The 12,960-nt window shown below is 70.3% G+C and carries 11 protein-coding genes; 4 read left to right on the forward strand and 7 right to left on the reverse strand.

What is annotated here, in order from left to right:
• The first annotated feature begins 13 nt into the window (after window positions 1-13).
• Window positions 14-1,588: a PH domain-containing protein gene (locus tag ACYQ5L_RS32265; protein ID WP_459963613.1), complete on the forward strand. Its 1,575-nt coding sequence runs from the start codon at window positions 14-16 to the stop codon at window positions 1,586-1,588.
• Here ACYQ5L_RS32265 and ACYQ5L_RS32270 read toward each other — a convergent pair.
• Complete coding sequence (locus ACYQ5L_RS32270; protein ID WP_459961960.1) at window positions 1,583-2,032, reverse strand: SRPBCC family protein; 450 nt, start codon at window positions 2,030-2,032, stop codon at window positions 1,583-1,585. The genes ACYQ5L_RS32265 and ACYQ5L_RS32270 overlap by 6 nt on opposite strands.
• 186 nt (window positions 2,033-2,218) lie before the next feature.
• On the opposite strand from ACYQ5L_RS32270, the gene ACYQ5L_RS32275 reads away from it, so the two are divergent.
• Window positions 2,219-3,775 carry a serine/threonine-protein kinase gene (locus ACYQ5L_RS32275; protein ID WP_459961961.1) on the forward strand — a complete coding sequence of 519 codons (1,557 nt, stop codon included), beginning with the start codon at window positions 2,219-2,221 and terminating at the stop codon, window positions 3,773-3,775.
• Between the two features lie 13 nt (window positions 3,776-3,788).
• On the opposite strand, the gene ACYQ5L_RS32280 is transcribed toward ACYQ5L_RS32275, so the two are convergent.
• The 3 genes from ACYQ5L_RS32280 to ACYQ5L_RS32290 all read right to left on the reverse strand — a co-directional run bounded on the left by ACYQ5L_RS32280 (window position 3,789) and on the right by ACYQ5L_RS32290 (window position 5,585).
• Complete coding sequence (locus tag ACYQ5L_RS32280) at window positions 3,789-4,223, reverse strand: DUF4189 domain-containing protein (protein ID WP_459961962.1); 435 nt, start codon at window positions 4,221-4,223, stop codon at window positions 3,789-3,791.
• 11 nt (window positions 4,224-4,234) lie between these two features.
• Complete coding sequence (locus ACYQ5L_RS32285; protein ID WP_459961963.1) at window positions 4,235-4,693, reverse strand: DUF4189 domain-containing protein; 459 nt, start codon at window positions 4,691-4,693, stop codon at window positions 4,235-4,237.
• Window positions 4,694-4,790: 97 nt separating this feature from the next.
• Entirely contained in the window at window positions 4,791-5,585 is a 795-nt protein-coding gene (locus ACYQ5L_RS32290) for a helix-turn-helix transcriptional regulator (protein ID WP_459961964.1), read from the reverse strand.
• A gap of 84 nt (window positions 5,586-5,669) precedes the next feature.
• Here ACYQ5L_RS32290 and ilvD point away from each other — a divergent pair, with 84 nt between their 5' ends.
• Complete coding sequence (ilvD, locus tag ACYQ5L_RS32295; protein WP_459961965.1) at window positions 5,670-7,520, forward strand: dihydroxy-acid dehydratase; 1,851 nt, start codon at window positions 5,670-5,672, stop codon at window positions 7,518-7,520.
• 115 nt (window positions 7,521-7,635) lie between these two features.
• Window positions 7,636-9,591, forward strand: a complete 1,956-nt coding sequence (locus tag ACYQ5L_RS32300; protein WP_459961966.1) for a GMC family oxidoreductase N-terminal domain-containing protein — start codon at window positions 7,636-7,638, stop codon at window positions 9,589-9,591.
• Window positions 9,592-9,620: 29 nt separating this feature from the next.
• Here ACYQ5L_RS32300 and ACYQ5L_RS32305 read toward each other — a convergent pair whose 3' ends face one another.
• Genes ACYQ5L_RS32305 through ACYQ5L_RS32315 form a run of 3 tightly spaced genes read right to left on the reverse strand, consistent with a single transcriptional unit; the run spans window position 9,621 to window position 12,881 of the window.
• Entirely contained in the window at window positions 9,621-9,995 is a 375-nt protein-coding gene (locus ACYQ5L_RS32305; protein ID WP_459961967.1) for a DUF742 domain-containing protein, read from the reverse strand.
• An 11-nt stretch (window positions 9,996-10,006) separates the two neighbouring features.
• Complete coding sequence (locus ACYQ5L_RS32310; protein ID WP_459961968.1) at window positions 10,007-10,426, reverse strand: roadblock/LC7 domain-containing protein; 420 nt, start codon at window positions 10,424-10,426, stop codon at window positions 10,007-10,009.
• Window positions 10,427-10,466: 40 nt separating this feature from the next.
• A complete protein-coding gene (locus ACYQ5L_RS32315; RefSeq protein WP_459961969.1) occupies window positions 10,467-12,881 on the reverse strand; it encodes a sensor histidine kinase in 2,415 nt (804 codons plus the stop codon).
• Window positions 12,882-12,960: the final 79 nt, after the last annotated feature.

Consider the following 12,960-nt stretch of genomic DNA (forward strand, 5'->3'; position numbering starts at 1 on the left):
CCTGGATCACCGAATGCTGTTGGTGCACCCCGTCAACGAGCTGATCCGCTTCATTCCGGTCCTGCTCGCCTCGGTGATCGCCGGCACCCAGAGCGGCAATCACCTGTGGAGCCTCGCGGCGGTGGCCGTCATCGTCGCGCTGGCGCTGACCCGCTGGTTCACCACCACGTACCGCATCACCGGCGACAATGTCGAGCTCCGGACCGGCCTGATCCAGCGCAAGAAGCTGTCCATCCCCCGCAACCGGGTGCGCTCGGTGGATGTCGAGGCGGATCTGCTGCACCGGGCGCTGGGGCTGGCGGTGCTGTCCATCGGCACCGGGCAGCAGGCCGACCGCGGCGATCAGTTCAAACTCGATTCGCTGGACGCCGGACTTGTCCCGGAGCTGCGCAGGGCCCTGCTGGCGCACACTCGCGAGACGGAATCGCTTGCCGTACAAGGACTTACGGAGCAAGCAACCGAGGAGAGAGCGCCGGGCGACGGTGGTCCGAGTCTGGTGAAGCCCGCCGGCCCGCCCGAGCCCGCTCCCCGTCCGCCGGTGGAAATCGCGCACTGGCAACCGAATTGGGTTCGCTACGCCCCGCTCTCGTTGACCGGCTTCGCCATTATCGCGCCCATTGTGGGCCTGGCCTTCCAGTACGGCATCGCCCAGGTCGTGTTCGACTCGAATGCCGTTCAGGCCGTGGGTCATCGCGGTGCGGTCGCCATTGCCGCGTTCGTGGCCGTGCTCGTCGTGGCCCTGGTGGTGTTCGTCAGCCTGGCGGCCTGCGCCCGCTATCTGGCCACCTACCACCGGCTGCAGGTGGTGGACGACGGCAAGACGCTGCACATCCGCCACGGCCTGTTCACCACCCGCCAGGTCACCCTCGACCTGGCTCGCCTGCGCGGTGCGACCGTGAACGAGCCACTGCTGCTGCGGTTGGCCGGTGCGGCCGAATTGGAAGCCATCATGACCGGCACCGATCCGCGGCAGAAGATCCTGCCCCAGGCGCCGCGCTCCGCCGTGGATCACACGCTCGCGCATCTGCTCGACGAGCGATCCGGCATCGACGACGCCGGTCTGTCGGCTCCCCCGCCGGCCACCGCCGAGCTGATCGCCCACGGTCCGGCCGCCAAGCGCCGCCGCTACACCCGCGCCGTCGGCCCGGTCGCCGTCGCGGCCGCGATCCTGCTCGTGCTATCCCTTGCCGGAGTTCATATTCCGGCGTGGATCTGGACTCTGGCGGGCATCGCGATTCCCGTCGCCGTCGCGCTCGCCTGGGATCGCTACCGCGGCCTGGGCCACGCGGTGATCCCCGCCGTCGACGGCAACCCCGCCTGGCTGGTCACCCGCAGCGGATCCTTGGACCGCGACCGCGACTGCCTGGAGGCGCCCGGCATTATCGGCTGGACCGTGCGCCAGACCTTCTGGCAGCGCCGCGCCGGGGTGGCCACGCTCGTGGCCGCCTCCGCGGCGGGCAAGAAGCGCTACCACCTCATCGATCTGCCCCTGGATCAGGCGTGGCCGCTGATCGAGTCCGTGACCCCCGGTCTGCTCGGCCGCCGCTCCGCGCCCGCCATCACCGGATCCGGCCCCGCGCCCTCATGACGTGCGCTCCGCGAGCACATCGCGGAGCCGGGACAGGGCGGTCTTCCAGCCGCGTTCCATGGCATTGCGGGCCATCTTCTGGCGGCGGTTCTCGATATCGAAACCGGTCTGGGTCAACAACAGCCGGGTGCCGCGGCCCTGGGGCTGCAGCACCCAGTCGACGATCCAGCGGGCGGGATAGCGGGGCCGCAGGTCGACCCAGGCGAGGGTCAGCTGTTCGGCGGGGCGGGCGGTGAGGACCTCGCAGGCGATCTCGCCGGCCGGCTGGGTGGGCACGGCGAAGATGAAGTGCGTGCCGACCTCGGGGCTCAAACCGGTTGAGCGCATGAGCCATTGCTCGACCAGAGCCGGATCGGTCAGGGCCGTCCAGACGATGTCCGGGGAGTGTGGGAAGAAGCTGCCGATCTCGACTGCGGCGGGGTCCAACTCTGCGTCAGAGGTCACCGGCGCACCACCCTCAACGAACGAACCATGCCACCACCATTCCATGACAGATCGCGAATCCAGGGTCGTCACCGCGGATGCGGCGAAAAACAGCGGAGTCGCCGGTTTCCGGTTGCGTTACATTCTCTCAGGGCCGCAGCGCGATTCGGGTGTACGGCCCGCGGTGCACGCCGGGGAGGAAATCGAGTGAGTCTGCAGCCGGGGACGGAGTTCGCCGGATTCGTCATCGAGCGGCTACTCGGCGCGGGCGGAATGGGCACGGTCTACCTGGCCGCGCACCCGCGACTACCGCGCCGGGTGGCGCTGAAGGTGCTCGCCGATACCTTCACCGTGGATGGGAAGGCGCGCGCCGCCTTCGAACGGGAGGCGACGCTCGCCGCCGGGCTGGATCACCCGAATATCGTTCCGGTATACGACCGCAGCGCGGTCGACGATCCGGCATTGTGGCTGGCCATGCGCTATATCGACGGCGGTGACGCGGCCGGTTTGCTGCATGCGAATCCGGGCGGTCTGGAACCGGCGCGGGCCATGCGACTACTCGCCGACGCCGCCCACGCCCTCGACTACGCGCACGACCGGGGCGTGCTGCACCGGGACGTGAAACCCGCGAATCTCCTCATCTCCACCGACCATCGCGACGGCGAACGCGCGGTGCTCACCGATTTCGGCATCGCCCGCACCCTCGACGACACCGTCACCCTCTCCGGCATCGCCGCCACCTTCGCCTACGCCGCCCCCGAACGCTTCGCCGACGCCCCCGCCGACCACCGCGCCGACATCTACTCCCTGGGCTGCACCCTGTTTCAACTGCTGACCGGCCAGCAGCCGTTCGCCCGCAAGGATCAGGCCGCTGTCATCGCCGCCCACTTGACCGCACCCCCGCCCTCCCCCCGCACCCTGCGACCGGACCTGCCCGCCGAACTGGACGCCGTGATCGCCACCGCGCTCGCCAAATCGCCGCAGGACCGGTTCCCAACCTGCACCGCCCTCGCCGAGGCGGCCGCACGCACCTTGCACGCCGCCGCGGTGACGGTGCGCTCGGAACCGGCACGGCCGGTACCGGTTTCAAGCGGACCGCTACCGGATTCGAGCGCGCCGGTGCCGAGCGCGCCAGTGCCGAATTCGAACGAGCCGGCGGCGAATTCGAGAGAGCTGGCGTCGAGCACTCCGGCGCGGGACGAGGCCGCGATACCGACCGTCGTTCGCCATCCGGAGCCGCCCCGCGAGTCGCCGCTGCTGGTGAAGCGCGACCCGATACTGGTGAAGCGTGACCCACCGCCCCTACCGGTCGACGTCGAGGAACGGATCGACGCGCGTCTCCCCCACCCGCCCGCACCCGCGGAATCGAAGGCGGCCGCCGGTGTTCCGGCCCGCCGTCGGCGGGTCGCAGTGGTGTCGGGTCTGCTCCTGACCGGAATCGGCGTGGTGGTCGCCGCGACGTTCGCGGTGCGCGGCAACTCCGAATCACCCGCCACGACCTCGCCGACGACGGTGTCATCGCCAACCACGGCATCGTCCGCGGTTGTGTCACAACCGGTTACGTCGACCACCGCCCCGGCCCCGAGCATCGCCCCGGTGACTTCGGCGCCGCCGATAGACATTCCACCCGACACCGCGCCGACCGAGGAGTACACCGCACCCGTCGAACAACCGCAACAGCCGGTCTACACCCAGCCCTACACCCCGCCGGCCCAGGCGCCGGCGGTGGTGCCGCAGACACGGGTCCACCAGTTCCCCGGGTGAACCCGCTGAGATATCAGCCGGCGTTGGCGGTGCAGATGGTGTCCAGGACGAAGGCCGGTTTGGTGATTTCGACGAACAGCATGCCGGTGGGCTCCGGACCGGCGATGCGCATGGCGTTGGCCTCTGCTTCGGCGGCCGTCGCGCCGGTTCCGGTGAAGTAGAACGGCATTGGGCTGCCCAGGCTGCGGGCGTCGCGCTCGACCACCGAGCCGCATTCGTTGTGAATGCGCACCGGGATGTAGCAGGTGCTCTCCCCGCACGCGGCGAGGGCGGCCTGGTCGGCTTCGTGCTGGGTGGGATAGTCCGCCGCCGCGCCGACGCGGAAGAGCGAGACGGCGATCGAACCGTAGAGATCGCCCGCCGCGTGCGCGGTGCCGGATCCGGCGGTCAGGAGGGCCGCAGCCGCCGGAATCACCATGGCCGGCGCGAATCTGCTGAACAGTGACATGTTTTCGATCCTCATCCGGCGTTCGAGGTGCAGACCGTGGTCCGGATGAACGGCTCCATCCGCATGGAGCTGCCATAGGACAGGCTCAGCGCCTGGGCCCACGGCGTAATGGCGGGAACCTGCCGAAACGCCATCTCCTCGGCTTCGGCGGCCGTCGCACCGGTTCCGTATTTGAAGGTCGGGAAGGAGAACCACAATCCGCGCGTATCGGACTGGACCGCGGCCCCGCAGCTGTTCCTGATCTGCAGTTCCACCTTGCACACATTACTTCCGCAGGCCGCGAGGGCCGCCGCGTCCGCGGCCGCCTGCGTCGAATGGTCGGCGGCCGTACCGACCTGGAACGTTCCCGGCGCAACAGCGATGGCGCCGTACAGATTTCCGGCCGCCTGTGCGGTCCCGGCCCCGGCGGCCAATAGCGCCCCGGCCGCCGGAATCACCATGGCCAGCGCACACTTTCCCAATAACGACATGTGAATCCACCCCGAGCTCGAACAGCGATACCGGGCGATCATTGCGGCAATCGCGCCGACTGTCCACCCGCATTTCCGGTGCCGCGCCTGATTCCGGCTACTCCGCGATCGGGGTGTAGATGACGAGGTGGAGATCGGGGTGGTCGGCGGGGGCCAGGCGGTGGTGTTCGTAGTGGAGTTCGCCGCGCACCGGGTGGTGGAACACGCGCTCGCGGGAGGCGAAGCCCTCGATATCGTGGCTGCGCCAGCCCGCGCGGAAGGGTTCGCTGGTTTCCAGGAGGCGCTGGATGGCGGGGGTGTGGGCCAGGTCGCCCAGGCGGGGCCCGGCTTCGGCGCGGAATTCGGCCAGGAAGCGGCGGCTGGTGACCTCCCAGTCCGGGAGGAGGTCGCGGACGTAGGGGTCGGTGAAGACCAGCCACAGCAGGTTGCGGTCGGCGGGGGCGACGGTGGCGACATTGGGGTACAGGTCGGCGTAGGCGCGGTTCCAGCCGGTGATCTGCCAGTCGGGGGCGATGGCGTAGGCGGGGAAGTCGAGGGCGTCGAGCAGGCGCTGGACGTGCGCGGGCGCGGAATCGGTTGTGCCGTCGGCGGATTCCGGCAGCGGCGTGTATCCGGCGAGGGACAGGATGTAGCCGTGCTCGGTGGGGGTGAGCCGCAGGGTGCGGGCCAGGGCATCGAGCACCTGGCGGGAGGGCTGGATATCGCGGCCCTGTTCGAGCCAGGTGTACCAGGTGGCGCTCACGCCGGAGAGGGTGGCGACCTCCTCGCGGCGCAGGCCGCCGCGGCGGCGCGGGCCGGCCGGCGGCAGCCCGACGGCGGTCGGGTCCAGCTGGGCGCGGCGGGCCCGCAGGAAGCCCGCGAGTTCCGCGCGGCGCTGGGCGGTGGTGTTCACGGGTTCGAGCGTAACTACTGGTAGTTCTACTACCAGCACAAAGGGCGTCTTCGCGGGCGCGCGGCGCGGGCGCAGGATTTCACCATGCCTCACCTGAGATCGCGGACGGTCACCCACGGACGGAATATGGCGGGAGCCCGCGCGCTCATGCGCGCCTCCGGTGTTCCCAGCGCCGATATCGGCGTGAAACCCGTTGTGGCGGTGGCCAACAGCTTCACCGAGTTCGTGCCCGGGCATACCCATCTGCAGCCGGTGGGGCGCATTGTGAGCGCGGCGATCCGGGAGGCGGGCGGCATTCCGCGGGAGTTCAATACGATCGCCATCGACGACGGCATCGCCATGGGCCACGGCGGCATGCTCTACTCGCTGCCCTCGCGGGATCTGATCGCCGATTCCATCGAGTACATGGTCCAGGCGCACTGCGCGGACGCGCTGGTGTGCATCTCCAACTGCGACAAGATCACTCCGGGCATGTTGATGGCGGCCATGCGACTGAACATCCCCACGGTGTTCGTCTCCGGCGGACCCATGGAGGGCGGCCGGACCGTGCTCACCGACGGCACGGTGCGGCGGCTGGATCTCATCACCACCATGAGCGAGGCGGTCAATGACGCCGTCTCGGACGAGGACATGACCCGCATCGAGGAGAACGCCTGCCCGACCTGCGGATCCTGTGCGGGCATGTTCACCGCCAACTCGATGAACTGCCTGGTGGAGGCGCTGGGGCTGGCGCTGCCGGGCAATGGCTCGACGCTGGCCACCCACACTGCCCGCCGCGACCTGTACGAGCGGGCCGGGCGCACGGTCATGGACATCACCCGCCGCTACTACGAGAAGGACGACGACGCGGTGCTGCCGCGGGCCATCGCCTCGCGGGCGGCGTTCGACAATGCGATGGCCCTGGATCTGGCCATGGGCGGGTCCACCAATACCGTCCTGCATCTGCTGGCCGCCGCGCGCGAGGCCGAACTCGACTACACGCTGCGCGAAATCGAGGCGCGCTCGCACACCGTGCCGTGCCTGTGCAAGGTCGCGCCGAACGGCAGCGCCCTGATGGAGGACGTGCACCGCGCGGGCGGGATACCGGCCATCCTCGGCGAACTGCACCGGGGCGGACTGCTGAATACGGAAGTCCGTTCGGTGCACACGGATTCGCTGCGGCAGTGGCTGGCCGACTGGGATGTGCGCGGACCGAATCCCGCGCCCGAGGCGATCGAGCTGTTCCACGCCGCCCCCGGCGGGAGGCGCTCCGCGACCGCGTTCTCGCAGTCGGAGCGCTGGGAGTCCCTCGACACCGATGCCGAGGGCGGTGTCATTCGCGATGTGGCGCACGCGTTCTCGGCCGATGGCGGGCTCGCGGTGCTGCGCGGCGATCTGGCGATCGACGGCGCCGTGGTGAAGTCCGCGGGCGTGGCCGCGGGCATGCACCGCTTCGCCGGGCCGGCGGTGGTGGCCGACTCGCAGGAGGCCGCGGTCGAGGCCATCCTGACCGGGCGCGTGCGGGCCGGGGATGTGCTGGTGATCCGCTACGAGGGTCCGCGCGGCGGGCCGGGCATGCAGGAAATGCTGTACCCCACCGCGTATTTGAAGGGCCGTGGATTGGCCGATTCCGTCGCGGTGGTGACCGACGGCCGCTTCTCCGGCGGCAGTTCCGGACTGTCCATCGGGCACGTGTCCCCGGAGGCGGCGGCGGGCGGGGTGATCGCCCTGGTCGAGGACGGCGATCGCATCAGCATCGACATCCCGGCGCGGACCCTCCGGCTGGAGGTGGCCGACGCCGAGCTCGCCGAGCGCCGCACTCGCCGGGCCGCCGCCGGGTTCCGCCCGAAGGACCGGAACCGGCCGGTGTCCAAGGCGCTGCGGGCCTACGCGCTGCTCGCGCAGTCCGCCGACCGCGGCGGGGTGCGGGAACTGCCCGAGGCCATCACCATGTAATTACGAATTCACTCCTGATTCAGTCACTTTCACCAGTTGAACTCGCTTTGAAGTGAGCACGGATTCATGGCTGTGTGGTAGAAATCACCCGAGCTTTACGAAGGGTGGATTCGTCATGGAACCTACGGCCGAACAGCGGGCCGCACTGGGCATGATCTGCGATACGTTCCTGCCGGGTGACGGGCTGACGCTGCCGGCGGCGAGCGACCTCGGGACCGTCGACACCATCTTCTCCATCCTGGGGCGCAATCCGCGGGAGGCCGAGAAGAAGCAGCTGGCCATGTTGCTGGGCCTGTGGGATTCGCGGCTCGTGGGGTTGCTCACCGGCAATGGGTTGCGGAAGTTCTCGATGCTGCCGCAGGAGCGGCGGGAGGCGGCGCTGCTGCGGCTGGGCGATTCGGGGCTGGCGCCGGTGCGGGCGATCTTCCAGGCGCTCAAGGGCGCGGCCCTGCTCGCCTACAACGTGACGCCCGGACCGTCCGGCACGAATCCGCTGTGGGAGCGGATCGGGTATCCGGCCCCGGCCGGGGCGCTGCCGACCGCGCCGCAACCGCCGCTGGAACCGCTGCGGTTCACCGAATCCACCACGCTCACTTGCGATGTCGTGGTCGTCGGCTCCGGTGCGGGCGGCGGCGCGGCCGCGGCGGTACTCGCCGGGGCCGGCCTGGACGTGGTGGTGCTGGAGCGCGGAAACTATTACGACGACCGGGATTTCGGCAAGGGCGAGCTCGCCGCCCTGACCACCCTGTACGCGGCGGGTCCGGCCGCGTCGGCGGAAGGACAGATCAACCTGGTCGCGGGCAGCTGTCTGGGCGGCGGCACCGTCGTGAACTGGAGCACCTCGCTCCCCACTCCCGATCGAGTCCGCCAGGAGTGGGCCGAGCTGGGCGTGCCGCAGTTCGCCGAGGCCGAATTCGGCGACGCCCTGGAGGCGGTGTCGAAGCGGATCGGCGTGAACGAGCAGCGCTCGCCGCTGTCGGCGCGCGACGCCGTCCTGGAACGAGGCGCCCGCGCACTCGGCTGGGACGTGGACACCCTGCCCCGCAATGTCTCCGACGCCTGCGACGCCGGTGTGGAATGCGGTCGCTGCGGTTACGGCTGCCGCCTGGGCGCCAAGCAGTCGGTCACCAAGACCTGGCTCTCCGATGCCGCCGCGCACGGCGCGCGGCTGGTCGTCGACGCCGATGTCCGGCGCATCGAGGTGAAGAACGGCCGAGCCGAAGCGGTTTCGGCGCGCACGTCCGGCGGGGCCGAGATCACCGTCACGGCGCGCGCGGTGGTCGTCGCCGCGGGCGCGATCCAGACGCCCGCGCTGCTGCGGCGTTCCGGATTGCGCAACAAGAACATCGGGCGGCACCTGCGCCTGCATCCCGCCGCCGCGGTCTTCGGCGTCTTCGACGAGGAGATCCGGCCCTGGGAGGGCGGCCTGCAGACCCGCATCAGCCGCCAGCACGCCGATCTGGACGGCAACGGCTACGGCGTCATCTACGAAACCGGTCCGACCCATCCCGGTCTCGGCACCGGTTTCATGAGCTGGCGCGGCGCGGCCGAATTCCGTTCCACCATGCTGGATTTCGCGCGCTCGAATGCCGTCGGCGTCATCACCCGCGATCGCGATTCGGGCACCGTCGAGGTGGACAAGACCGGCGAGGCGATCGTGAAGTACAAGCTGTCGGACTACGACGCGGCGCACCTGCACCGCGGAATCGTCGGCGCGGCGGCGATTCTCGAGGCCGCGGGGGCGCGGCGCATATTCTCCGGGCATCAGGCCGGGGTGTCCTTCGAACCGGGGACGCGCGGCTCGCTCGCCGAGTTCGACGCCGCCTGCAAGACGGCGGGATACGGTCCGGGCCAGTGCGCCATGGGCGCACTGCACATCATGGGCTCGGCCCGCATGGGCGGGTCCCCGGAGCTGTCGGCCACCAATCCCGACGGCGCCACCTGGGATGTCGCCAATATCGTCGTCGCCGACGGCTCCAGCTTCCCCACCGCCCCCGGCGTCAACCCCATGGTGTCCATCGAGGCCATCGCCTATATGAACGCCAAACGTCTTGCGGCCCAGCTGAGCTGACACACCCTGCGGAACCGGCGGGAAATGCCTCAGAGCGATCGGATGCCTTCCAGCACGGCGTGCAGCAGCCCCATATCGGCGCTGCTGCCCGTCGGGGTGGGCGGGGCCCGGAAGATGACCACGCCGTCGTCGATGAGATCGCCGATGAGCACCTTGGTCATGGCCAGCGGCAGATGCAGGTGCGCCGACACCTCCGCCACCGACAGCGGTGCGCGGCACAGCTTCTCGATGGCGGCGTACTCCGGTTCGGTCCGCCGCAGCCGGGGCCCGCGGTCGGCGACCACCACCAGCGTGGACATGGTCAGCTCCGGTCGCTCGGTGCGGCCTCGACCACGGGTCACGGCGTAGAGGCGGACCAGCGGGCCCGCCTCGTCCTCGTACCAGTGCTCGCGCTGATCGCTCATGGCCGCGCCGTTCAGGACCCGGCTGGCGAACCGCCCGCACTGCTGCGCGGGTCGACCGACAGATGGGTGCCCACGCGCTGCACCGTCTGATTCATCTCGAAGGCCACCAGCCCCATATCGGCGGTGTCCGCGGCCAGCAGCGCCAGGCAGGCGTTCTCCCCCGCCGCGGTGATGAACAGCACCGCCTGATCGAGTTCCACGACCGTCTGCACCACCCCGCCCGCCTTGAAGTGGTGACCGGCGCTGCGCGCCAGGCTGTGCAGAGCCGAGGCCATGGCGCCGAAGCGTTCGGCCTCCGAACGGTCCTGTCCCGCGGAGGCGCCGAGCAGCAGGCCGTCGGTGGAGAGCAGCACCGCCGACTGCGCGTCGGTCAGGCCGTTGACCAGTTCGTCGAGCAGCCAGCCGAGGTCGATGCGCTGGGAAGTGGTCATGATCGCCTTCTCGTCGATGGAGTTATTCGGTGAATCTGGTCTAGTCGGCGTCGGGCCGTACTTGTCTGCCCTGGCGGGTGCCCTTCGAGATCGCGCTCATGAGATTGCGCGCCTCCTCGGCGGTGCGCGGCCGCGGCGCGGTGGCAGACGCGGGCGGGGCGGCGGCCGGCGCGTCCGTACTCGGCTGTTCGGGCGTCTTCCGGCTGCGGCGCGGCAGTTCCGGCCGGGCGCCGTTCACCGGCGCCGGACGGGGAGCCGCAGCCTGCGGGGCCGCGGGCAGCGCGGGCGCGATCCGGGGCACGGGATCGACCCGCTCGATCACGGCCGGGGCATCGCTCACCAGGGTCGACACCGGCGCCGGATGCGATTGCCGCACCGGCTCATCCGCCACCGGCACCACCGGGAACCGATCCGATCGCAGCGCGCTCGGCCACGCGGGCGCGAGATTCTGCAGGGTATCCGGGCCGCCGCTGAGCGTTTCGGCGCCACGGCCGCCCCGCAACCGGGCATGCGCGCCGACATCCTCCAGCAGCGCCGACGGAATCAGCACCACCGCCCGCACACCGCTGTACACGGACTCGCCCAGGCGCACCGAGATACCGTGCCGCGCGGCCAGCTTCGCGACCACGAAGAGGCCGAGCCGGGTATTGCCGGACAGCGTCGCCACGCTGAAGTCCGGCGGATCGGCCAGCACCGCATTGCGTTCGGCGAACTCGGTCTCGGTCATGCCGAGTCCCTGATCGGTGATCTCCACCGCCACGCCCCGGCCGACCACCACGGCCGACACCGTCACCTCCGACTCCGGCGGCGAACAGGCGGTGGCATTGTCCAGCAGCTCGGCCAGCAGGTGGATGACGTCGGCGACGGCCCGGCTGGCGATCCACACCTCCGGCATCCGGCCGGCCTGAATCCTGGTGTAGTCCAGGCTTTCCGCCACCGCACCGCGCACCAGGTCCAGCAGCGCCACCGGATTCCGCCAGCGCCGGCCCGGCTGCTCGCCGCCCAGGATGATGAGGTTCTCAGCATTGCGCCGGGCCCGGGTCGCGAGATGGTCCAGCTGGAACAGCAATTCGAGCTGGTCGGCGTTCTTCTCCTCGCGCTCGGCCCGGTCCAGCAGTGACAGCTGCCGATGCACCACCACCTGGCTGCGATGGGCGATATTGAGGAATACGGCATTGATGCCGGCGCGGGTGCGGGCCTCGGCGGCCGCCGCCGACACCGCCACCACATGGGCGCGGTTGAAGGCATCGGCCACATGCCCCAGCTCGTCGGTGCCGAAGTCCAGCCGCGACACCTCCGCCGAGGCGTCGACCTCCTCGCCCGCGCCCAGCTTCCGGATCAGCTCGGGCATCCGCTCATCGGCCAATTGCAGTGTGTCCCGCCGCAATCGGCGCATGCGCCCGATGAACCGGTTGGCGAGCACCAGCGCCAGCACGAAGGCCACGGTGGCCACCAGCAGCACGGCGGCACCGCCGAGCAGCGAATTGCGGGTGGCCGCCGCACCCTGCTCGCGGGCGATGAGGTGCGCGTCGCGGCTCTGGTCCTCCCACAGCGTCTGCAGGGCGACATTGACCTGCCGGGAGGCGTGCTGCCAGGCCTCCAGGCTGGTCGGCAGCTCCGCGGCGGCGTCCTCGGATTCCACGGATACCGTTGTGCCGCTGGTCGTCTCGCTGTCCGCGGGCGTCACCGGCCCGCGCAGCAGCAGCGCATCCTGCATGGCGGTGACCTGCTGCCAGGCCGTGCTGCCGGTAATGGCGTTCAGCTGGTCGAGCCGCACGCCCTTCAGCACCGCGGCCGAATAGGCGACCTCACCGCGGAATTCGCCCACCCGGCGGCCGAATTCGAGCAGGGTCGCGGCGGACATCTCCCCCGTGGTCAGCGCCACCGCGCCCATGGTGTCGGCCTGCGACAGCGCCTCGGCCGCCCGCAGCGGCTCGACGCCGTAGCCCAGTTCGATGCCGATCGCGGCATCGGGCGCGACCCGCGCCGCCAGCATGGAGGCGGAGATGATGGTCCCGATCACCGCGGTGAAGAACCCGAACACCTGATCCGCGGGCATCTGCCCCGAATCCACCCCGGCGCGCAGCGTCGGCACCATGGCGAAAAGCTTGTTGTAGCCCTCGATATCGGCGGCCGACCCATCCGGATTCAGCTCCCGGGCCGCATCGCCCTTGGCCATGACCGCGGCCAGCGCCGCGTCCGAGCGCTGCCGCGCGCCGGTCAGCTCGCTCACCGCGGTGAGGTCACCGGCCAGCCGCAGCACCGACAGCCGGCGTTCCTCCTCGAAGGCCGACACCATGAGGATCGCGGGTGTGGTTGTGCTGCTGGCCAATTCGGCCCACTGCTTGGCCTCGCGCGCGTCCTGCACCAGGTACACCGCCGCGCCACCGCCGATGGCCAGCAGGGTCACACTGGAAATGAGCACGATGGCCAGCAGGCGCACCCGGACGCTCACCCAGCCGCGGACTCCGCGCCCACTCGAATCGGATATCCTGCCAACCGATTTGCGCAGGTTCTGCCAGCTGCCCACTGAA

Source organism: Nocardia sp. IFM 10818, from assembly GCF_054655275.1.

What these genes read in the sequence shown, in the direction of transcription:
- ilvD (WP_459961965.1), top strand. Translation starts at nt 5,670, where the DNA reads ATGCCTCACCTGAGATCGCGGACGGTCACCCACGGACGGAATATGGCG.
- ACYQ5L_RS32280 (WP_459961962.1), bottom strand. Translation starts at nt 4,223, where the DNA reads ATGTCACTGTTCAGCAGATTCGCGCCGGCCATGGTGATTCCGGCGGCT.
- ACYQ5L_RS32300 (WP_459961966.1), top strand. Translation starts at nt 7,636, where the DNA reads ATGGAACCTACGGCCGAACAGCGGGCCGCACTGGGCATGATCTGCGAT.
- ACYQ5L_RS32305 (WP_459961967.1), bottom strand. Translation starts at nt 9,995, where the DNA reads ATGAGCGATCAGCGCGAGCACTGGTACGAGGACGAGGCGGGCCCGCTG.
- ACYQ5L_RS32310 (WP_459961968.1), bottom strand. Translation starts at nt 10,426, where the DNA reads ATGACCACTTCCCAGCGCATCGACCTCGGCTGGCTGCTCGACGAACTG.
- ACYQ5L_RS32265 (WP_459963613.1), top strand. Translation starts at nt 14, where the DNA reads ATGCTGTTGGTGCACCCCGTCAACGAGCTGATCCGCTTCATTCCGGTC.
- ACYQ5L_RS32285 (WP_459961963.1), bottom strand. Translation starts at nt 4,693, where the DNA reads ATGTCGTTATTGGGAAAGTGTGCGCTGGCCATGGTGATTCCGGCGGCC.